General features: G+C 66.8%; 20 protein-coding genes and 1 rRNA gene. 5 read left to right on the top strand and 16 right to left on the bottom strand.

Going from position 1 to position 21,505, the window contains the following annotated elements; all coding sequences use genetic code 11:
• Nucleotides 1–104, bottom strand: a 16S ribosomal RNA gene (locus CFB40_RS35700); the annotation flags it as partial.
• Nucleotides 105–748: 644 nt separating this feature from the next.
• Here CFB40_RS35700 and CFB40_RS35695 point away from each other — a divergent pair.
• Nucleotides 749–1,186 carry an ATPase gene (locus CFB40_RS35695; protein WP_373452707.1) on the top strand — a complete coding sequence of 146 codons (438 nt, stop codon included), beginning with the start codon at nt 749–751 and terminating at the stop codon, nt 1,184–1,186.
• A gap of 172 nt (nt 1,187–1,358) precedes the next feature.
• Here the strand turns inward: CFB40_RS35695 and CFB40_RS35690 are convergent, their stop codons facing one another.
• From CFB40_RS35690 to CFB40_RS35640, 11 genes are all read right to left on the bottom strand, one after another.
• Nucleotides 1,359–2,045, bottom strand: coding sequence for a DUF429 domain-containing protein (locus CFB40_RS35690; RefSeq protein ID WP_089433996.1), 687 nt, complete (start codon nt 2,043–2,045; stop codon nt 1,359–1,361).
• Nucleotides 2,046–2,054: 9 nt separating this feature from the next.
• Nucleotides 2,055–2,579, bottom strand: coding sequence for an HD domain-containing protein (locus tag CFB40_RS35685; protein WP_043185438.1), 525 nt, complete (start codon nt 2,577–2,579; stop codon nt 2,055–2,057).
• Nucleotides 2,580–2,700: 121 nt separating this feature from the next.
• Entirely contained in the window at nt 2,701–6,171 is a 3,471-nt protein-coding gene (locus tag CFB40_RS35680) for an ATP-binding protein (protein ID WP_089433995.1), read from the bottom strand.
• Nucleotides 6,172–6,174: 3 nt separating this feature from the next.
• On the bottom strand, nt 6,175–7,425 hold the full coding sequence (locus tag CFB40_RS35675) for a metallophosphoesterase family protein (RefSeq protein WP_089433994.1): 1,251 nt from the start codon (nt 7,423–7,425) through the stop codon (nt 6,175–6,177).
• Between the two features lie 64 nt (nt 7,426–7,489).
• Nucleotides 7,490–8,032: a CbrC family protein gene (locus CFB40_RS35670; protein ID WP_089433993.1), complete on the bottom strand. Its 543-nt coding sequence runs from the start codon at nt 8,030–8,032 to the stop codon at nt 7,490–7,492.
• A gap of 78 nt (nt 8,033–8,110) precedes the next feature.
• Nucleotides 8,111–8,689 carry a hypothetical protein gene (locus CFB40_RS35665; RefSeq protein ID WP_143329947.1) on the bottom strand — a complete coding sequence of 193 codons (579 nt, stop codon included), beginning with the start codon at nt 8,687–8,689 and terminating at the stop codon, nt 8,111–8,113.
• 154 nt (nt 8,690–8,843) lie between these two features.
• Nucleotides 8,844–9,614 carry a hypothetical protein gene (locus tag CFB40_RS35660; protein WP_089433991.1) on the bottom strand — a complete coding sequence of 257 codons (771 nt, stop codon included), beginning with the start codon at nt 9,612–9,614 and terminating at the stop codon, nt 8,844–8,846.
• A gap of 363 nt (nt 9,615–9,977) precedes the next feature.
• Nucleotides 9,978–10,520, bottom strand: coding sequence for a hypothetical protein (locus CFB40_RS35655; RefSeq protein WP_089433990.1), 543 nt, complete (start codon nt 10,518–10,520; stop codon nt 9,978–9,980).
• A 2-nt stretch (nt 10,521–10,522) separates the two neighbouring features.
• Nucleotides 10,523–11,167 carry a hypothetical protein gene (locus CFB40_RS39355; protein ID WP_256976976.1) on the bottom strand — a complete coding sequence of 215 codons (645 nt, stop codon included), beginning with the start codon at nt 11,165–11,167 and terminating at the stop codon, nt 10,523–10,525.
• Nucleotides 11,168–11,244: 77 nt separating this feature from the next.
• Nucleotides 11,245–13,230, bottom strand: a complete 1,986-nt coding sequence (locus CFB40_RS35645) for a gamma-glutamyltransferase family protein (RefSeq protein WP_089433989.1) — start codon at nt 13,228–13,230, stop codon at nt 11,245–11,247.
• A 223-nt stretch (nt 13,231–13,453) separates the two neighbouring features.
• A complete protein-coding gene (locus CFB40_RS35640) occupies nt 13,454–14,410 on the bottom strand; it encodes a LysR family transcriptional regulator (RefSeq protein WP_089433988.1) in 957 nt (318 codons plus the stop codon).
• Between the two features lie 102 nt (nt 14,411–14,512).
• Here CFB40_RS35640 and CFB40_RS35635 point away from each other — a divergent pair, with 102 nt between their 5' ends.
• From CFB40_RS35635 to CFB40_RS35620, 4 genes are all read left to right on the top strand, one after another.
• Nucleotides 14,513–15,637 carry an aryl-sulfate sulfotransferase gene (locus CFB40_RS35635; protein ID WP_089430059.1) on the top strand — a complete coding sequence of 375 codons (1,125 nt, stop codon included), beginning with the start codon at nt 14,513–14,515 and terminating at the stop codon, nt 15,635–15,637.
• Nucleotides 15,638–15,695: 58 nt separating this feature from the next.
• On the top strand, nt 15,696–17,051 hold the full coding sequence (locus CFB40_RS35630) for a uracil-xanthine permease family protein (protein ID WP_089433987.1): 1,356 nt from the start codon (nt 15,696–15,698) through the stop codon (nt 17,049–17,051).
• Between the two features lie 285 nt (nt 17,052–17,336).
• On the top strand, nt 17,337–17,849 hold the full coding sequence (locus CFB40_RS35625; RefSeq protein WP_089430057.1) for a DUF2165 family protein: 513 nt from the start codon (nt 17,337–17,339) through the stop codon (nt 17,847–17,849).
• 81 nt (nt 17,850–17,930) lie between these two features.
• Nucleotides 17,931–18,869, top strand: a complete 939-nt coding sequence (locus tag CFB40_RS35620) for a tyrosine-type recombinase/integrase (RefSeq protein WP_089433986.1) — start codon at nt 17,931–17,933, stop codon at nt 18,867–18,869.
• A gap of 20 nt (nt 18,870–18,889) precedes the next feature.
• On the opposite strand, the gene CFB40_RS35615 is transcribed toward CFB40_RS35620, so the two are convergent.
• The 4 genes from CFB40_RS35615 to CFB40_RS35600 form a co-directional block, all read right to left on the bottom strand.
• On the bottom strand, nt 18,890–19,369 hold the full coding sequence (locus CFB40_RS35615; protein WP_089430055.1) for an RES family NAD+ phosphorylase: 480 nt from the start codon (nt 19,367–19,369) through the stop codon (nt 18,890–18,892).
• Nucleotides 19,366–19,821, bottom strand: a complete 456-nt coding sequence (parS, locus tag CFB40_RS35610) for a type II RES/Xre toxin-antitoxin system antitoxin (protein WP_089430054.1) — start codon at nt 19,819–19,821, stop codon at nt 19,366–19,368. Before parS ends, CFB40_RS35615 begins: the two co-directional genes overlap by 4 nt.
• Before the next feature lie 364 nt (nt 19,822–20,185).
• Nucleotides 20,186–20,389, bottom strand: coding sequence for a DUF1289 domain-containing protein (locus tag CFB40_RS35605; RefSeq protein WP_089430053.1), 204 nt, complete (start codon nt 20,387–20,389; stop codon nt 20,186–20,188).
• 391 nt (nt 20,390–20,780) lie between these two features.
• Nucleotides 20,781–21,422 carry an HD domain-containing protein gene (locus CFB40_RS35600; RefSeq protein WP_089433985.1) on the bottom strand — a complete coding sequence of 214 codons (642 nt, stop codon included), beginning with the start codon at nt 21,420–21,422 and terminating at the stop codon, nt 20,781–20,783.
• Nucleotides 21,423–21,505 lie beyond the last annotated feature (83 nt).

The following is a 21,505-nucleotide window of genomic DNA, read 5'->3' as shown; positions in this document are numbered from 1 at the left end:
TCGCCACTCGCCACCAGGTGCAAGCACCCGTGCTGCCGTTCGACTTGCATGTGTAAGGCATGCCGCCAGCGTTCAATCTGAGCCAGGATCAAACTCTTCAGTTTAAACCTGTTACTGTTTTCGGTTCGGTTAAGAACCGGTCGCTCACTCAAAGCTGACAGGTAAATGAATTACTTCATAAACCTGACTTACTTTAGTGTGAGACTCTTGATACTTTCGCTATCTGATCCGAGGATCAGCTCGCTTCCATCAAGCGCCCACACTTATCGGCTGTTAATTTTTAAAGAGCATTCTGCGAGGAACTTCGTGTTTCCCAGCAGCGCTGCGTTTTCAGCAGCAGAGAAGCGAGATTATGAACCGTGTTTCGCAGTTCGTCAACAACTTTTTACACTACATCGTTGCGACTGCGGGGTTCAACTTCCAGGCCAGTGGCGCGCTCCAGACTCCAGCACACCACCCGCCTTGCTTCCCTTCTCCCGCGCCGCGTTTCCGTTAGCGCGAAAGAGGCGTGATTCTAAGCACCCACCCCCGTCTATGCAAGCCCTTTGTGAAAATATTTTGAAAAGCCCCCGTGCGCTGACGCGCACGGGGGCTTCGGGCTCGACGGGCCACGCATCGCAACGCGAGCCCCCTCTATTGATGTGACGTATGCCTGTCGTCCCCCTCTATATATGAGGTCGCGGAACGGACAAGGAAGCGGGTGCCGTCGAGTATCATGCCGCGACCGAACCACGCATTCATATCCACGATGGACAGCACCTCTCAATCCGGCGACGCCGACCTTCGCGACGAATATGCAGCGCTGCGCGAGCGCGCCATCATCCTGGAAGAACAGGCCCCACCGCTTCTGCAGCGCATCTCGGATGTATTGCCGCGGATCAGCGGTGAATCCGAACTGGCGGACGAGCATCGCGAGCGACTCGTCGGCGCGCGCAACGCAGCGATGGTCTCGATCGAAAACTATCAGCAGGCGATTCCTTTCCTGCAGACGGCCGACTCGATCATCGAGCAACTGGACAAGACGCCCGAGCGCGACGAAGACATCGAGTGGCGTGAGTCGCTGCTGCAACGGCTCGACGAGCTGATCGACGTCGCAGTCGTGATGATCGACGATGCCGAAGGCTACTTCGAACAGGCGGACGCCTGCGATCTGTCCAGCATACCGAAAGCCATCCTCGAGGGTTGAGCGACGCCGCTCGGGATCGCGTAGCGCACCGGCATGATGTCGTGTGCGCCAGCCATCCCGATGTTTGCCGGCCTGCAGTCCCGGCCTGAAGCCTTCGCCGTCACGCGGGCCGCCGCCCTCCCGCAAAAGCTCACCTTTTCGCTACACCCCTCGCCCGGGCCGCGCGACACGACTACAGTGCGTCGAGAACGATCGTCTCGCTCACGATCGGCACGCGGATATATCCGCCCTCCGCATCGCCATACGCGTGCGCATTCCCGTCGATGACGCATTGCGCCGTCAACGCGCAAAGGGTCGCGTCTCGCGCATCGACGGACTTCAACGTCGATACGTCGACGCCCAGTCGTTCCAGCAATTGCCGGCGCTGGTTGCGTTTCTGCTTCGCCGATGCGACGGCCTTCCCCAGCAGCGCGCAGGTGATCGCATAAGGATAGGTTTCGAAGCTCGCGCGCCCGCCCGCATAGCGGGCGCCGGTCAGCAGCGGATAGGCATCCGCGAGCGCGCGGTAGACACGCTCTCCCATGAACATCCAGTCGAAGAAGCCTGACGTGCTTGCAACCGCCTGTTCCCGCGACGGCGTCGGAAAGCACGAGATCCGTTCGCGCGCGAGCGCCTGTTCGGCCGCGCGGCGCCCGCTCCCCGTCCACCACAGGCTCGGTGCGTCGACACCCACGGCCACGACGTCATGGGCGAGGCACAGCGCAGGCACCGCCTCGGGCGCGATCCGTTCCTCGCGGTAGACGACTGTCCGTCCGCGCAGGATCACGAGATCGCACTGCTTCTTTTCGCCACCCACATCGACACCCGCCACGGCCGGCGATTGCCACGTGGCGGATCCGAAGGATCGAGCGGATCGCATGCGGGCGCGTCAGTCCGCCGGCCGTGCGTCGTAGGCGGTGTCGAAGATCGCCTCGAGACCGGGATGCACACCGCGCATCGGGTCGACGACCGACTTCGCCCAGTCGAAATACGCCTGCTTGCGCTCGAGCGGCCAGTCCGCGGGGGGATGCCGCGCGATGTCGCGCAGGTTGCAGATCTTGTCGGCCAGCTTCACGAGCTTCGCGCGCCGGCTGATGGTCGCCGCATGCTCGACCTGCAGACGCTTGCGCTCCTCCTTCGGCAATGACTTGTCGTCGGTGACTTCCATCACGATGTCCGCCACGTCCTTGCCGAACAGTCGCAGCAGTTCCTGCTCGGTCGTCTCCGTATCCTCGACCGTGTCGTGCAGCACGGCCGCGACGATCACGCGTTCGTCCTCGACGCCTGCCTCGTTGGCCAGCACGTCGGCGAGCGCGATCGGATGATTGATGTACGGCGACGCTTCTTCGTCCTTGCGCCGCTGATTGCGATGCTTGTCCGCCGCGAACGCGATGGCGGCTACCAGCTTTTTCATATTCCCCCCTCGTGTGGCCTGGCCCGCGACCGGCAGAACCGGCCGCGTGCATTTCGGAACCGCACATACTACCTGTTCGTGATGACCCTGCCCGTGCGCCGGCACTCACGCATGCCCTGCGTCACGCGCCCACCGGTGCGCGCTGGAGCTCGACCACGTTGACCCGCGCGCCGAATACATCTCTCACGAGCGGCAGCAGGTGGTCGTGGTGCGTCAGAAACAGCACCTGGGTTCGCGTCGACAGATCACGCAGCGCATCGAGGCCGGCCTTCGCGCGCGCATCGTCGAAGTTGATGAACAAGTCGTCGGCCACGAAAGGCAGTGCGGTCCGGCTGCCGAGCTGCAACTCCAGCGCCGCGATCCGCAGTGCGAGGAACAACTGGTCGCGCGTCCCTTCGCTCAACCCGGCGACCTCGACCGATGCCCCCTGCGTCCGTCGTGCATACAGGGCGGGCGGCGTCCGTTCGGTATCGACGGTCAGCCGCGCGAACTCACCCAGCGTGAGCCCCGCGAAAATCTCACCCGCGCGCCTGAGCATCGGCCCCTGCTTCTGGTCGCGATAGCGATCCGTCGCCCACTTCAGCAACCGGCTCGCCGTGGCCGCCTCCAGATACTGTTCGGCTGCTTCGCCCATCGCCGCCAGCGCTTCCTGACGCTTCGATTCGGCAACGGCCGCGTTCGACTGGCCGTCGATCGCGCCGAACGCCTGATCGGCCACGACCTGCTGCTGGGCAAGCTCGTTCAGCCGCTTGCCGACGTCGCCGAGCGACTGCTTCACCGCTTCGAGATGAGCCGGTACGTCGGCGATGTCCTGTTCCGCGACTTCCGCTTCGACGGCGGACCGGGACAGGCCGTCACCATCGCGCACCAGTGCCTCGTGCGCGGCATCGACCGCCTGCCGAAGCTGGCGCTGGCGATCCGAGCGTTCGGCCAGCGGCAGCGCCGCGTCGATCGACGCTACGCCGGCGAGTTGCAGCAGCGGCTGGATACGCGCATCGGCACCGGCCACCGCGGCGGCCGCATCCGCGACCTTGCCGTCGGCCTGCCGCACGGCCTCGTCGGCGCGATCGATCGCACGCGCGACTTCCCTGGCAGCCGCGAGGCGCATCGTCAGCCGACGCGCGACGTCCGGCCAGTCGCCGCTCGTCAACCATTCCGGCGCGAGCGCTTCGGCGAGCCTTCGTGCGCCCGACTCGAGCGCGGACAGCTCCGCACGGATCGCAACGATCCGGTTACGCGGCGCATCGGCATCGGCCAGTTCGACCGTCACCGCGTTGGCGAGCCCGAGCGCACCTTCCGCCGCGGCCAGCGTCGCCGCGCTCGTGGACAGCTTTGCGTCAGCCAGCGCGTCGCGCCATTGCGCATGCCACGCATCGTAGGCCGTCTGCGCGTGGCCGGCACGCGACTGTGCCGTCGCGCATCCGCGTTCCGCCTCCCGTGCGCGATCCTCCAGGCTGTCCTGCTGCGCGAGCGCTTTCTCGGCCGACTGTACGAAGGTCTCGGCGATCGCGACGAGCGCCGCCAAACCATCCGACTCACCGCCGCGCGACACGGTACGCAGTGCCGTGCGCAGCGTGGTTTCGGCATCCGCCCGCGCGGCGCGAATCGTGTCGAATTCGCGGCGCAGCCGGTCGAGGGCGCCCTGCGCGGCGAACACCGTGTCGCGCTTCGCCAGCCAGTCGCCCATCGCCGCCAGCGGCATGCCGGGCACCGCGGCCGTCGTCGCGAGCGCGGCCCATGCGTCGCGATGCGCGGCGAGCTCACGCTCGCGCTCGTCCAATGCGGCCTGCTTGCGCGTCACGCCGGCACGTGAGGATTCGACCTGTTGGCGCAGCGACTGCAACATCGCCGCCGCCTGCGTCGCGCCGAGCTGTGCGTCGACGAGTTCGTCCGCCAGGCGGATCGCGTCGTCGACCGCAGGTGCGCCCATTGCGAGATCGACCGCGCCGCTGCGGATGTCGCCCCACGCGCCGTCGCGTCGCGCGCGCGCCGCCAGCACGTCGGCGGTCGTGACGACCTTGTGGTTCTCCGCGAAGTGCTTTTCCTGCAGTTCGAGCCGCTCGAGCTCTTCGAGTGCGCCGTCCCGCGCGTCGCGTGCAGCAGCGACCGCACTCGCGCGTTCGCTGTCTTCCTTCAGCAGCGTGCCGAGCCGCGCCGCCGACGGCACGTCGAGCGCACGCAGCGTATCGACCGGCATGCGCCACTGGCCGAGCGCATCGAGTGCGCCGGACAACGTGCGCTCGGCGGCGGCGATTTCCTGTTCGAGCGCCTGCTCGCGCTGGCCACTGTTGCGAAAGCCCTGCGCATCGGCCAGCGCCGCACGCAGCGCCTCCGGCACGTCGACGGTCGACAGGCGCGCCTGTTGTTCCTGCACCTGCGCAAGCTCGCGCGTGCGTTCGTCGAGCGATTCGCGCGCGCCGGCAAGCGCCTGGTGCAGCGCACCGTGTTCGCGCAACAGGTTTGCGACAGTCTTCAGCGACAACGCGGTCGGCAGCGACGCACGCAGCGACGCTTCGTCCGTCGGCCAGCCGAGCTGGGCGGCGGCTGCAAACGCGGCGGACAGGTGCCGCTCGACATCCGCGCCGAGCAGCAGCAGATCCTGCGCGTGATTCATGCACGCGCCGCGCAGCCGGTCGAGCGCTTCGATGTCGGCTTCAAGCGCCAGCGTGTCGGCGTCGGCGTCGATCGCATCGCGCGCCTGCCGTTTTGCAAGCAGGTCGGCACGCCGCTCCTCGAGCACCTTCTGTTCGGCGGCGAGATCGCCCTGCGCCTTCAGCAGGTCCGCATACGCGGTGGGCGGCAACTCGACGACCGGGCCCAGTTCCGCCAGCGCGGCGTCCTTGACCGTCAGCTCCTTCAGGTACGGTGCCAGCCGTCGCACGCGTTCGAGCTTCGAGCGCAGCGCTTCGAGCCGACGCTGTTCCGCGCGTGCCTGCTCGATCTGCTGTTCGACCGCTTCGCGCGCGTCCTTGCGTTCGACCCAGTCGCGTGTGCGCACCTGAACCGTCTTCAGTTCGGTCACGGCTTCGTTGAACGACGATTCGGCGAGTGCAAACGCGCTGCCGCTGCGGCGCGGCGCCCAGAGCTCGACCGCGCGCGCCTCGAGCTCCTCACGCACCGGCCCGAGACTGCCGACACCGGCAGCCGATTCGAACAGCACCTGGCCCAGCTTGTCGGACGCGTCGAGAATGCTCCGGCCGCCGTCGACCAGACGCCCGTGATCGAGCCCGAACATCTGTTCGAAGAATTCGCGCGTGGCGCCATCGAGAACGGCGGCGAGATAATCGTCGGGCAACTTGTCGTCGGCGGGTGTACGCAACGGACTGCGCCCGCGCGCGCGGTGGAACGCGAGTTCGCCCGTGCCGCTCTCCAGCACGCCGCCGATCCGCAGTTCAGGCGTGCTGTGCAGGAAATCGAGCGGTGTCTGCAGCTTCATCCCGAACAACAGCTCCGACACCGCCGTGCGGATCGTCGACTTGCCGGCCTCATTCGGCCCCACGATCACGTGGAAATCCTCGCCGGCCGACGGGAATCGCAGCGTCTCGTCGGTGAACTTGCCGTACTTGATCAGATCGAGCTGGTTGATCCTCATCGCTTATTCCCCCCTCGCCAGCCGCGCGAGCAACGCGGGCCCGACCTGCTCGACGAGTGCGGTCAGCTCACCCGCGCGCGCCATCGTCAACAACGGCACCTCTTCCTTCACGTCGCTGCGCACCTTGCCGACGAACGGCTTCAGGTCGCGCTCGAGCAGTTCGAGGAAATCCGGATCGCGCGCGGCGTCGGCCAAGATCTGCTTCAGGTCCTCCAGCGCTTCGAGCTGCTCGCTTTCGCCCGGCTGATGATCGGCAGCGGACGTCGCGAGCCGAACCTTCTCGAGCCACAGCCGCTCGTTGCCGATGATCCCGATCTGGTTCAGCACCTCCGCGCGCAACTGCGGCGCGCGGCCGAAAAAGAGACCATGCGCGGGCGTGCGCCCCGTGACCGTCACGCGCACCGCGCGCGGCACATGGCCGTCGACGGTCAGCAGCGCTTCCAGCGACTGGCCGATTTTTCTCGACAGGTCGGCGACGGTAAGGCAATCGGACGCGTCGACCGACACGGCTTCCCAGCGCAGCACGTCGAGATACAGGCGCTCGACCTGCGTGCGGCCCTGCTCGACCGTCACGAGCACCGCGCCGCGGCGGCCCGTCTCGCGGATATGGCGCCCCTGCAGGTTGCCGGGAAACACCACCGTGGACGGCCCCGACCATTGCTGGAATTCGTGCACGTGGCCGAGTGCCCAGTAGTCGTAGCCTTTCGCATGGAGTTCGGCCAGCGTGCAGGGCGCATAGTTCGCGTGCGCCGCATAGCCTTCGAGCGCCGTGTGCAGCACGCCGATGTTGTAGTAACCGGGCACCGGGTCCGGATAGCCGATCGCGAGATTGTCGACGACAGCCTTGTCCTTGAAGCTCTGCCCATGCAGCGCGACGTCGAATTCGGGCAGCTTGTGGGTTTCCGCCTTGCGGTGGCCGAACACGGTGACGTTGTCGGGCAGCGTCAGCTTCTTCGTCATCTCGCTTTCGGCGTCGTGGTTGCCGCCGAGCACGAACGCGCGGATGCCGGCCTTGCGCAGGCGCCCCATCTGCTGGCCGAAGAAGATGCCTGTGTTGTGGTCCTTCCAGTCGCCGTCGTACAGGTCGCCGGCGATCACGAGGAACGCGACGTCCTCTTCGATCGCACGATCCACGAGCTGCCGCAGCGCCTCGCGCGACGCGTTGCGTAACTGCGCGGCCGGCGCGTCGGGATAGGCGCTCAGGCCGTGCAACGGGCTGTCGAGGTGTATGTCTGCCGCGTGGATGAACTTCACGAAGATTCCTTTGTTTCATGACGATGGGGCCAGCGATCGACGTGCGGTGCCGCCAGCCGGGCCATCAATCGCAATCCTGGTAGCCGCCGAGTTCACCGCAATGGATGCAGCGAAACATATACGCGGTCGGTGAACCGTCCTTGTCGAGTGCGGCGAAAAAGCGCTCCCATTCGGCGCCCTCGGCGAGTCCGGTCGATGCCCGAATCGATGCAACGGCCTGCGGGTCGAGCGCGGTCAGTTCGCCTGCACCTGCCCGGCCAATGAACTGCGCGCCATCGCAGCAATGCGTCCACCACCGTTCCTGCTGCCAGCCCTGGAAGCCCGGCGTGCGGCAGGCGATTTCGTCGACGACCGCGTCAGGCACCTCATCCCATTCGCCGCCGCCGATGCCATAGGTGTCGGTAAAGACTGCATCGAGCCGCGCGTGTGCCGAACCGTCGGCGATGCACCACGGGCAGATGCGTTGCTCGTACTCGTCGACCGCATACACGGGGCCCGCGTACACGTAACCACGTGCATCGCCGCAACACACGCAGCGCGCGTCCGAGCGGATCACGCTGCCCGTTGCCAGCGGGTCGGGATGGTACCTGAAAGCGGGTAACGACATGAGGCTCTCCGTCGATCCGGATGGTGGGAGTGCACGCGATGCGAATTCGAACGGCCATTGTGCCGCAGCCCGGCCGCGTTACTGCGGAATCCCGGTCTCGACAAACGTGCCGTTCACGAAACGATAGACGCGATGCGTTGCACCGCCGTGGGAAAGAAATTCCCACCGGATGTCGATGCCGACCGGGTCGTCGCGCCACGCGATCGCCAGGTAGGGCGATTGCGCGCCACCGTCGGTGTCGAGCGAAACGGAGTCGAGGCAGCTTTGAACCGGCAGCGAGAAACGCTGCACGGCATGGGCGCCGTGCAGCTCCAGCACGTACAGCGCCCCTTCTTCGCCCGCGCCGCAATAGCCTGTCGGGTGGCTGCTCGACGAGCGGTTGACGACGACCAGCAGATAGTCTTCGCCGTCGATTCGCTTCGAACGGTCCGACGGGAATGCAACACTCGATGCATCGCGCAATGCGTGGCGAAGCGCGGCCGGCACGATCAATGCCGATTTCCGGTGGCGGGCGGCATCGACCTCGAACAACCCCGGGCGCGCCCATTCGATCGCGTGACCGTTGGCGAGCCGCACCGATTCGGGCGCCGGCGTTTCGGCGAAGGCAACGGCGGCATTCGAGGCCAGCAGCGCCAGCGCCGCGAGCTTCAACGCCATCGATTTCGTCGGGATGATCCGTGTCCGCATCAATCGCGCAGGAGGGTCGTGAAGTTCATCGCATGCGCCGGCATGCCGTTCGGGCAGCCCCGATCCAGGAACGCCCCGCGCGCGTCGTTCGTCACGACGCACGCGGCCGATCCACGAGGTGCCGTCACTCGCCGCGCGGCACCGGCGGCGGTGCATAGCCGTTGTCATTGCCGGGGAACGGATTCGCGTTGCGGCGCAGCGCTTCCTCGTCGTTCTCCTTCTGCGCGAACACCGCGACGCCGATCACGCCGACGTTCGCGGCATCGCCATACTTCGAATTCGCGACATAGCTGTCGGGCACCGCCGCGAAGCGGAACGCGGCCACTTCGTCGCGGCTCTTGCGGAAACCCTCGATCGTCAGCGTGCGGCCCGGATACAGCACGTAACCACCGTTCGTATAGCTGCCGGGCCGCCCCGACAGCACGTCGAGCCCGTCAACGCTCGACACGATCTCGAACGTACGGCGCCCCTGGTTGCGCAGCACGATCATGTAGCGCGAACCTTCGACGCCCGCCATGTGCCAGCGGCCGTCGTTGCGTGCCAGACGCAGCGGCGCGCCCTTTTCGTCCGTGAACGACAGCGCGATGTCGCCGTTGGCGAGCGCGACGCGGGTCGGCAACCGGCGAACCTGGGACGCGGGAGGATGTCCGGGCAACGCGTCGTTGTAGTAGACCGACGCAAGATCCGTCGGCTTCGCCGGATCCGCGCGTTCGAAATCGACCTGGCGGGTTTCGGATCGCACCGACTCGCCCCATGCAGTGCCGAGCCCGCGGCGTTCGCTGGCGTCCGGTGCGGCGGCGGATGCGCTGGTACTGCCGGACGGCGGGGGCGACCCTGCGCAGGCGGCCAGCCAGAGCGCGCAGGCGAGCGCGAGAAGACGGAACAGGATGGTCATGACGTGAGGCCTCGGAATGTTATCGGGCCGCGCCGGACTGGCCGGAACGGCGTTTTGGTGTCGTCTGTCGTCACGATGTCGATCGGACATGCTGGCCCGTATCGGACGGCGCCGCGATCGCGGCGGCCCGGCAACCGGGAGCCTCGCTATTTAAGCATGGCCGGCGGGCGATGGGCAGGGGGTGCACACGCCGCCCGTTGCCGGTCCGTGCCGGCAGGCGGGCAGGCCCGTCGCGTCGCCGGATGGGTGGCGAGCGCCGACGCATCCCGGTATCGAGGACGGGATGAACGGCACGCCGCGCGCGCCCATAAAGAAGCCCGGCCCGCATCGAAGCGGGCCGGGCTCTGTCGGGAAGCGTGACGCTTACAGCGCGCCGCCTTGCGCCGACGCCGAACCCTTCACGCCGACCGATGCGCCACCCTGCACCGAGTTCGTCGCGCCGTCGAGCGCCTCGCCGGCCTTCGCCTTCGCGCCGCCGGCAACGTCGCCTGCCGTCGACACCGCGCCTTGCACATGGCTCTTTGCCGTGCCGGCGACGTGCTTCACGTGCGATTTCGTCGAGTGGACGGCCGATGCGGCGGCATCCTTCGCGGTGCCCGCTGCCGAGCCGACCGCATGCGTCGCACCGCCAACCGCGTCGCCGGCCGCCGAGCCCACGCCGCCGACCGTCTTGCCGACGCCGTTCAGCGCGCCGCCAACGACGTTGCCCGCGCCCGAACCCGAGCCTGCCGCATTCGCGCCGGCGCCAGCCTGCACGCCCACGCCACCGCCGAGCAGCGGCGTCTGAACCTGCGCGCCGACACCTGCGGAACCCTGGGCACCGGTCTGGGCCGTCTGTGCAAACGCAGCCGAAGTCGCCATCGCCGTCAGTGCAGCACCCACCAGAATCGTACGAATCGTGTTCATGGTCATTCTCCCCAAAGACGTTGTTGCTGCGGGCCGCCTTCGTGCGGCTTGTCGCATGCCTTGCCGCGACGTGCGGCAGGTGGAGCTAATGTAGCGGCGCGGACGAGCAAAACGACTGATTTGCGGGGACTGTTACTTCCGTTGCAAATGCTGACGATTGCCTCACATAGTTTGACAATCGGGGGCTTGCGGCGGAATTGGGCGGTGGATCGAGTGAACCTGGAGGCGTGCCGCGTGGACCACGCCGCAGCCGATCGGGAAAACAGGCCGGCAAAACGCCTCGCAGGGAAACCGGCCGCTTCGATAAGCATTCCAAAGAACGTGTGTCGGCCAGCCATCGGTGCAGCCCGACAACCCGCTCCTCGCGATGAGTTCGATATCGTCGGATACGCATGCCGCCGCACCGCGTCCCCCGCTGCGCCGAACGCGAGCTTGAACGCCTTTTCCCTCAGCGCGCTCACGGCCTGCCGGTCGACCGCTGTGCCGGGATCGCCGTCGACTTCATCGAACGACGCCATCCACTGCGCATCGAACGGCTCGGCATCGCGACTGTCCAGCGCGCGATCGCAATCCAGGTCGCCGAGGAAATCGAAAAAGCCCGGCACCGACAGGATGGCGTCCATTTCAAGCAGATGCACGCTCGTCATTGCGACACCTTCACGATGCGCAGCCCCGACCGCCCGTTGCTGCATGCAGGCAGTTCGGGGCCGCGCGTCCTGACCGGTTACGGCCGGAACGTATCGCCGAGCACGACGCCTTCACGCCGCGGATCGGTGCCGCCCTGCAACGCGGGCGACTGGCCGACCGTTACGCGCATCACGGTATTGACGCCGCTCGCCTGCGCGGACGTCGACACCTTGTGCCCGAGCGCGAGCAGCCCCGTGATCAGCGGATCGTTCGCCCCGTTGTTCGCCGTGTTGACGTTCGGGTGCTCGCCGCCGATCGTGGTCGTCGGGCTGTTGCTCGCGCCGAAGTCGACGAGCCCCGCCGACTGCTGCGCGTCGAGCCCCCAGTCGAGCGCGCCGACGAGCGTCTTGACCACATATTGCGGAATCGTGCCCCCGCCCGGCGAACCGGTCGCCATCACGAAATCGCCGCGCGAACCGTCCGCGGCCTGCCCGAACACGATCGTCGGCGCCATCGAGCTGCGCGGCCGCTTGCCGGACTGCAGGCGGTTGGCCACCGGATTGCCCGCGCTATCGACCGGGTTCGCGGAAAAATCGGTCAGCTGGTTGTTCAGCAGGAAGCCGTTGGTCATGTGGAACGAGCCCATGCTCGACTCGACCGTCGTCGTTGCGCTCAGCACGTTGCCGTCGCCGTCGACGATCGTGAACTGGTTCGTGCCGTGCTCGATCAGCGTCGTGTCGACGCCGAGCGGCACCGCGCCCAGATTGCCGGGCTGTGCGGTGCCCATGCTCTTGGCCGGGTCGATCAACGCCGCGCGCGATTTCAGGTACGGCTTGTTCAGCAGCGTGTTCCACGTGCCGCCCGGCAGCGGCACGAAATCCGTATCGGCCACGTACTTGTCGCGGTCGGCATACGCAAGCCGCTCCGCCTCGGTGATGAGGTGCACGCCCGCGACGGTCGGCTTGCCGCCTTCGAGATCGATCGCCGTCGGCTTCAGCGACTTCAGGTCGTAATTCTCGAGAATGCCGAGCGCCGACGCGACCGCGATGCCGCCCGACGACGGCGGCGGCATCCCGCAGACCCAGTAGCTGCGATACGTCGTGCACACCGGATCGCGGCGCTTCGCCTGGTACGCGGCCAGGTCGGCGACGGTCGTCTTGCCCGGCGTGAGCGTCGACCCGTCCGCGCCCTTCGTCGTCGCGATCTTCGCAACGATGTCCTGCGCGATCTGCCCCGTGTACAGCGCGTTCGCACCCGACTGCGCCATCAGCGTCAGCGTGCGCGCATAGGCCGGATTCTTCAGCACGGTGCCGAGCGTCTTCGGCGACCCGTCCGCGTTCAGGAAATACGCGGCGGCCTCGGGGTCGCGCTTCAGGTTCGCGGCATTCGCCGCGATCGCGTCGGCGAGCCGGCCACCAATCGGGAAGCCGTTGGTCGCGAGCGTGATCGCATCGCCGAACAGGTTCTGCCACGGCAGGCGGCCGTGATCCTGCTGCAGCGCCTCGATCAGCCTCGGCACGCCGATCGTGCCGATCGAGCGGCCGCTCGCCCGTGCGTTCGGCAGCGGCGCGGAGTGGTCGGTCGCGTCATCGACGTAGCGCAGGTAGTTCTCCGTCGCGGCCGCCGGCGCGGTTTCCCGGCCGTCGTACGCCTGCAGCGTCTTGCCGCGCGCATCGTAGTAGAGCAGCACGCCGCCGGACCCGAGGCCCGTTGCCTCGGGCACGGTCAGGCCGAGCACGGCCTGCACGGCGACCGCCGCGTCGGCGGCCGTGCCGCCCTTCTTCAGCACCGCGCAGCCGGCCGCGCTCGCGTACGCGTTCGACGTGGCCACCAGATAGGTCTTCGCATAGACCGGCTTCATCCCGGTGCGATAGCCCGAAGACGCTTCCGGCAGCGACGGGTCGCCCGGCTGGTTCGAGCCCACCACGACCGTCGCGCCGCTGTTGTCGACCGCGAGGCAGCTCGCATCGGTGGAAGGTGTCGGCGTGCGGCCTGCGTCGTTCTCGACGTCGCCGCCGCATGCCGTCAACAGGGCGGCCGCGAGCAACGCGGACGCATACGGAAAAATCGCTGTTCTGTTCATTGTCTGCCGATGTTCTCGTAGGTCGTTGCGATGGACATCACGCTGCCTGCGCCCCCCTCGGTGCGCCGGCAACGCGTTCGATAGTCCCATGAACGAATTTTTTTCCGCAATAAGGGATTGGCGTAGCGCGGCCGGATGTTATGTACGCAACGTCGCCGATTTCGCACGCGGGTTCGCGTGCTGCACTGCATCGCAATGCGATGCGCCCACGCGGCCGATGGCGTTACTTTGCTGCCCGTCGGCGCTTGCCGGCTGCGCCGCCGGCGCGCGCGAATCCGCTCTCCATCGCTTCGATCGCCTCGGAGAAGAAATCGAGAAACATCGCCATCGCGACGGTCGCGCTCATGTCGGCCCGCTGATAGATGCAGCTGAACGAACGCGCCCCCGCATCGGCAAGCGGCGTCCACGCGAGCCGGCCGGCGGCCACGTCGTCCGCGACGTTCTCGGCGATCAGGAAGCCGACACCCGCGCCTTCGGCCGCGAGGCGCCGCACCATCGGCACCGAGCCCGTCTCGATCAGCGGCCGCACGTTGCGCGGCTGCCGCGCATCGATCTGGTCGAACATCGCGCGCAGCTCCGTGTCGGGCGTCATCAGGATCAGCGGATGCGCGAAACAGTCGCGCAGCCGCACCTTGCCGCCGGACGCCGCGAGCGGATGGCCGGGCGCCGTGACGACACCCAGCGGCTGAGCGAACGCGCGCACCTCGACGACGCCCGCCGCCGTGCGCCGGCGCAACGCATAGCCGATGTCGGCCTCGCCTGTCTCGACCCAGCGCACGATGCTCTCGCCGTTTCCCGAACGCACGCTGTATGTGACGCCCGGATAGCGTTGCATCGCAGCGAGGATCGCGTCGGGCACGAGCCTTTCCGCGGTCGACGCGGGTACTGCCAGGTTCACGTGCCCGCGACGCAGTGCACGCAGGTCCTCGACCTGCGTGAGCGCGTTGTCGAAGTCGCGCTGGCCGCGCCGCACGGCCGCGATCACGATCTCGCCGGCGAGCGTCAACTGCATGCCGCGCGGCAGCCGGTCGAACAGCGGCACGCCGACCTGATCCTCGAGATTGCGGATCTGCTGGTGCACCGCCGCAGCGGTCAGGTGCAGCGCGTCGGCCGCCTTGCGAATCGAGCCGCGCCTCGCGACCTCGTCGAAACAGCGGAATGTCTGCGATATCGAACGCATGCAAGGTCCGTTAGATTTTTCCGAACAGGCCGTCAAGAATAATCCAATTTTACTGACCGTCCGGATCGTCTAGATTCCGCTGCATCCCCGCATCCGATTCGAATGGAGACCGCAGTGACAACCGTCGACCAGATTACCCAGCGCCGCCGTGGCGTCGGCCTCATCGCCCACGATCCCGCCCTGTCCGCGGGTGGCTATACGCTCATCGCGCCGCAGACGGCCGACGGCAACGTCTATCTCGTCGGCATCGACGGCGAAGTCGTCCATCAGTGGAAGATGCCCGTGCGCCCCGGCCGCCATGCGGTGATCCTCCCGAATGGCAACCTCGGCTACAACGGCAACCATCCGCAATCCGAATCGCGCTATGCGCCGTGGTCGATGTGGCATGGCGGCGACTTCTACGAAGTCACGCCGCAAGGCGAAACCGTATGGCGCTACGAGGATCCCGCGCACCATCACGATGCGCAGTGGCTGCCGAACGGCAACCTGCTCTATGCCGCGTGCGAGCCGGTCGACGCCGCGTTCGCGCGGCGCGTGCCCGGCGGCACGCCGCACGGCGACGACGAAGTGATGTATGCGGACGTGATCCGCGAAGTGAACCGGGCCGGGCAGATCGTCTGGGAATGGCATGCGCGCGACCATCTGCGGCCCGAGGATTTCCCGATCGCGACCGGTTTCGGGCGCTATCACTGGCCGCTCGTCAACGGCCTCGCGGTCGATGCGAACGGCCGCGTGCTGATGAGCCTGCGCACGACGTCAGGCATCATCGGCGTGAATCGCGAAACCGGCCGCGTCGACCTGCGGATCGGGCCCGACGTCGTGTCGCACCAGCATGCGCCGGTGCCGCTTCCGAACGGCAACATCCTTGCGTTCGACAACGGCAATTTCCGCCACGGCGCGCACGTCGTGTTCTCGCGCGTCGTCGAGATCGATCCGGCAACGCAGCGCGTCGTGTGGTCGTATGCGGATGACGTCGTGAACCTGTTCTACACGCCGTTCATGGGCAACGCGCAACGCTTGCCGAACGGCAACACGCACGTCACCGAATCGTCGACGGGCCGGCTGTTCGAAGTGACGCCCGCCGGCGAGGTCGTCTGGGAATACGTGATTCCGTGGTTCGCCGAATACCCGGACGAAGCCGCGCGCAAGACCGGCCCCGGGCAGCTCAACAGCGTATTCCAGACGTTCCGCTACAGCGCCGCGCAACTGCCCTGGCTGCGGGCCTGACCGTACGTTCACCGTCGGTTTCCGGCGCTCGTCGCCGTTCGCTTCGAAGGGGCCTGCCGTGTCGCACGATCCGATCTCAACACCCATCGACGCACGGCTGCCCGCCTGGCAACTCGCGCTGTTCGGGCTGCAGCACGTGCTGTCGATGGCCGCGTCCCCGATCACGGCCGTGTTCCTGATCGCAAAAGTGCTCGCGCTGCCGGCGGACCTGACGGTCCAGCTGATCGGCGCGACGTTCTTCGCGTGCGGGATCGGCACGTTGGTCCAATCGCTCGGCGTCGGCGCGATCGGCGCACGCATGCCGTTCGTGATGGTGCCCGGCGGTGCACCGACGATGCTGTTCGCCGGCATCGCCGCGCAATCGGGCCTGCCGACGGCGGCCGGCTCGGCGTTGCTCGCCAGCGCGTTCTACTGGGTGCTGTTGCCCGTCTTCACGCGCTGTCTGCGGCTCTTTCCGCGCATCGTCGTCGGCGCGATGCTGCTGCTCGTGTCGGTCAACCTGATCCGGATCTACGCGGTGATCGTCGTCGGCCAGCCCGGTTCGGCCGACTTTGCCCAGCCGCGCGCGCTCGGTCTCGCGCTGGCGACGATCGTCGCCACCGTCGTCGTGGCCGGTACGTTTCGCGGCACGCTCGGACGTCTCGCGGTGCTGATCGGCCTGACGGCCGGTGCGACGCTCGGCTGGGCGCTCGATGCGATGCCGGCGCTCGCCGACGTGTGGCACGGCCCGCTGTTCACTCATCCGGTGTGGCTGCCGTTCGGGATGCCGCACTTCGACGTGCTGGCCGCGCTGCCGCTGCTGATCTTCACGGCGATCTCGATGGCCGAGGCCACCGCGCAGACGGTCGCCGTCGGTGAAACGTGCGGCAAGGCGATCTCGCTGTCGCGCGACGTGCCGAAGACGATACGCGGCGACGCGCTGGCGTCGCTGGCCGGCGCGCTGTTCGGCACGCCGTTGATCGTGACCAGCGCCGAAAATATCGGTGTCGTGCAGACGACCGGCGTGCGCTCGCGCTACGTGACGGCCGCCGCCGGCGCGATCCTGATCGTCATCGCGCTGTTCGCGCCGCTCGCGCGGCTCGCCTATGCGGTTCCGGCCGCCGTGGTCGGTGGCACCGCGCTGGTCGTGTTCGCAATGATCGGCGTGATGGGCATCCGGCTGCTCGCCAGCGTCGACCTGCACGCGCGCGCCAACCAGTACACGCTCGCGGCCGCGCTCGTCGTCGGCCTTGCGCCGATCCTGGTGCCGAACCTGTATCGCCATTTCGGCTCGCCGGTGCAGATCGTGCTCGGCAACGGCATGGCGGCCGGCACGCTCGCGGCCATTGCAACGCAACTGGCGTTCGCTGCGCTGGCGCGACTGAGCGGACAGGCGGGAACGGCAGCGGCAACTGCGCCTTCGCGCGACGCCTGACGGCGACGGCCGGCAGCGCGACACGCGCGCAAGCCCCGCTTGACGACTCCCGTCGTTCGACCGACAATCGCCGCTCCCTCCTGGCGCGGGCACTCGATCCAGCCGGCGCGTGCGTCTCCTCGACGCCGCCCCGGCTTCAGGTTTTCCAGTCCCGATCTCCGCGCCGCCGTGCCACGCACGCAAACCACCGGCCCCGCCGGACACGCTCACGCAGGTATCGCTCCGAACGCCGGCTGATCGCCGCGCGGTCGCGCTTTCGCCTGCCCATTCATTTCGGAGTCCATTATGATGGTTCGTCTTTCCAAGGCAGCCATGGTGCTTGCCATGGCCTTTTTCGCGTCGCTCGTCGCGTTCGGCAACATCACCGACTATGCGACGAATTTCGCGTTCGTGCATCACGTGTTCCTGATGGACACGACGTTCCCCGGCAACGGGATCATGTATCGCGCGATCGGCACGACGTGGGTTCATCACGCCGGCTATGTCGGCATCATCTCGATGGAAACGCTGACGGCCGTGCTGTGCTGGATCGGCGGTGTCCGCCTGCTGCGCGCGCGACGCGCCGGCGATACGGCATTCCGCGCGGCCAAGGCGTATGCGATCGCCGGCCTGACGCTCGGCTTCCTCACGTGGCAGGTCGCCTTCATGTCGGTCGGCGGCGAGTGGTTCGGCATGTGGATGTCGAAGCAATGGAACGGCGTGCCGGACGCGTTCCGCTTCTTCATCACGCTGCTGCTCGTGCTGGTCTACCTGACGATGAACAACGACGGCATCGACGACACGCATACCGCGCACTGACACGTCGCTTGCATCGGGCCGGGCGGCCAACAGGACATCGGGACGATTGCCGGCGTGACCGCGTCCGGCTATAAATCGTGCATGGACACGAATCGCTGGATTCACGACCCCGTCGGCGCCTTTCGCGCGTGGCAGGAAACCGCCGCGACCGGCGCCGATCGCCGGCCGTTCGCGCCGCGATCGGTCGTGCAGCACGTCGCGATGTTCGAGCGGTTCCTGCGATATCTGATCGCACAACGCGTGTCGCTGGCCACGTTCGGACCCGACCACGTCGCGGCCTTCCTGGCGGAACTCGATCGCACCTGCGCGCCCGGCACGTCGACCCGCGTGCGCTACGCGAAGCTGATCGACCGGCTGGGGCGGCATCTGGTCGACGCCGGCGTGCGCACGATCCATCCGGGCGGCCGGACGACGCACGATCTCGCATGGCCGGACGGCGAGCCCGAACCGTGCTATCTGCCGCCCGATGCCGACACGGCGCTGCAGCGCCACGTGCAGCCGCGGGCAAACGACACGCCCACCGACTGCCGGAATCGCGCGATCGTCGCGCTGCTGCTGGCGAGCGGCATCACGTCGGCCGAGATACGGGCGACGACCTGCGACGCGCCCGATCTCGACGCACAGCCGCCTGCGCTCGCCGTGCCGCGCGATCGGGCGCGGCCGGCGCGCCGAATCACGCTCGCCGAATTTGCGCTGGCGCCGCTCGCCGCATGGCGGGTGCGCTCGGCAGACATGCCGGCATCCGCGTTGCTGTTTCCCGCGCCGCGCGGCGGTGGCGCGATGAACGACATGTTCTTGCTGCTCGTGGTGCGCGACGCGCTGACCGCGATCGGTTTCCACGCGGCGGACATGAGCCCGCGCGTGCTGCGCAACACGTATGCGCGCCGCCAGTTGCTTGCAGGCCACGCGCATGCCGACGTCAGTGCGATGCTCGGTCTCGTCAGCACGCGAACAGTCACGCGCATCCGGCAGACGCTGCCGCCCGATGCGGCCGCGGACCGCGCCGCGCACGAGCGCTGATCCGGCCCGCGCTCGGCGCCCTATTCGCCCGACGGCGACTGGATCAGCCGCAGAATCCGTGTGTCGTACGGCGAATGCATGACTTCGGCGATACGGACCTCGGAAGCGGCCGGATGCAGCGGATTCAGCAGGAAGTTGTGCGCGTGCGGCACGACGACGCTCGGCACGCGCAGCAGCGCGCTCGGCTGCGTATGCAGCCACTCGGTGCCGGCGCTGCGGGTCCAGTCGACGTTGGTTCGCCAGTCCTCCGGCGCGTCGCCCTCCGCGATTTCGGCGATATCGACCGAATCGGCCACCTCGATGCGAAGCAACTGGTATCCGCTCGGCAATTGCGCGACCGTGGCGATTTCGAAATGAACGAGCGTCTCGAGCAGGGCGAGCGCCGGATGCTCGGCGAGATACACGACGGGCTGCCCGGCAAAATGCCAGCGCCCGCCGGCGCGCAACCCGCCGATCCCTTTCAGGTCGGCGAAATTGCTGATCCGCCACAGTGTCGTCAAGCGAAGTACCCCTCGTCGATCTGCGTGAGGGCTTCCTCGACGAGCCGCGCGCCATGCTCGGTGCTCGCCATGTCGAGCGACGTGCGGCCGCCGAAGCGCTGAAGCCCGTTGCGCAGCCACGCCATCGCCTTCTCCTGGTCGCCGAACGTGGCGGTCGCCTGTGCGACGATGCGCGCGAGACGGATCGCCTTGTCGGATTCCTCCTGCGACAGGCGTTCGTGCGCCTGGCGACGATGGCTCAGCGTGCGACGCGGAATGATGAAGGCCAGCTCGTCGGATTTCAGCCCGCGCTCGGACAGACGGTCGATCACCGAGACGTCGATGCGGGCGCTCGCCAGCTCGGCAAGATCGGCCCCCGATCGGACACGGATCGCCAGCAGCTGTTCGAGAATCGTGAATTCGGCCTGACGCGGATGCGCGACGCCCGAAGGATGGAAAGCAATGGTGCTCATGACCTCTCCCGGCAATTTGCCCAATCATTATAGGCGTTTTGCCGAAAACCTGCGGACGCGGATGAGGGGCGCGCCTGTGGTGCTCGCCGGGGTGCCTGCGAAGGCGCGGACGACGTGCCCCACCGACCTGGAGGCAAGCTTCTGTGGCCGCGAATCGAAGATTCGCCCGGGGGATGGGATGCAATTATTCAGTATATAAAGTCCAGACAAACGTCGTACGGTTGTCACGTAACAACTTTTTAACTGATTTCATTTTCTCCGATTTCGCAGGCTCATCCTTCCGGACAAGGTCGAGTGGTTCGATCAGGACAAGAAGATGTTCTTCAAGCGTGCCCCCGTCACCCGGAACGCCGCTTCTGGCGATTCACCGTCCGTCGCGATGGAATCGCATCGCCGTGCACTCGTGACGGATACGTTCCCATATCGCGCGTTTCTCGTCATCGTTCATGAACACCCAGTGCGAGACCTCGTCGGCCGTTCGGCCGCATCCCTTGCAGACATCGTCGAACAATGTCGAGCACACGCCGACACAGGGGCTGTCGGGTAAGTCGTGAAGTGTGGAAGCCATTGGAACGCTCGTATCGGTTGAAAATCCGGCAGCGTTACGATCACGCTCCCATACACGGGTACCTTTCCGCCCGCGACGCTGCCGATGCCACAACACGAATCCGCCCCGCTTGCCTCGACGACGCCGCCAGCCGAACCTGTGTCGTCGCGATGCCCGCGCCATGAGGATCATTGCGCGATCGCACCAGACGTCCGACAACGGTGCGGGGCCGCCCGGGCCGGCTGTCCGAATGATGGTCTTATCGCCGGACGATACCGCGTTCACGGGTGCCCAGGTTCGATCGCGCAGTTGCCATATACAGTCGCACTACCTAGTCATTCAGGAACCGCGATTCACTTTTCGCGCACGACCTCCGCTCAATATCCGGGATCGTGCGCCACACCGCGAGCAATCAGCCAACCCACGCGGACGACCGGATCACGCTGCAGAAATTGCCTGCGTGGAAATGCGGATCCTTGTCTGCGAGCACGTCGGCCTTCACGTTGCCGAACGTCGTGTCAGGCTTGTGCTTGATCCCGTCGTAGAACGCCTGAATGATGTCTTCCTTGAAGTGCGGCGTACGCGGATGCGCACGAACGACGGCCTCGCGCTCCACATCGCTGTATTCCGGATAGGTCAGGCCCAGCACATCCATCTCGACGCCCGCGGTAACGAGCGCAATCACCGGATGCATGTGCTGCGGGATGCCCGGCGTGGTATGCAACGCGATCGAGGTCCACACGACGTCGATATCCTGCTGCGAAATGCCCTTGCCCTTCAGGAAATCGCGTGCGGCATTGGCGCCGTCCACCTCGAAACGCTCGCAGGCGCTGCTGTGTTTGTGCATGAGCCCCATGTCGTGGAACATGCAGCCGCAGTAGAGCAACTCGGGATCGTATTTCAGCCCGCGCCGCTGGCCCGCAAGCGCCGCGAAATAGAACACTCGGCTGGAATGATGGAACAGCAACGGAGACGCGGTATCGCGAACGAGCTCGGTGATCTCGCGCGTCAATTGGCTATCGGGAATGGTGATGCCTGCAACGTTCTCAGTCATGATCGACCTCCATTGAAAACACCCTCGATTCTCCGGCGTCCGATAGTTGTCTCCAATAGACGTGTTACGTCAGATCCTGCCAT

This window comes from Burkholderia sp. AU31652 (assembly GCF_002223155.1).
GTDB lineage: Bacteria > Pseudomonadota > Gammaproteobacteria > Burkholderiales > Burkholderiaceae > Burkholderia.
The sequence above is the reverse complement of the archived record's forward strand: the minus strand, read 5'-3'. Positions and strand labels throughout refer to the sequence as shown.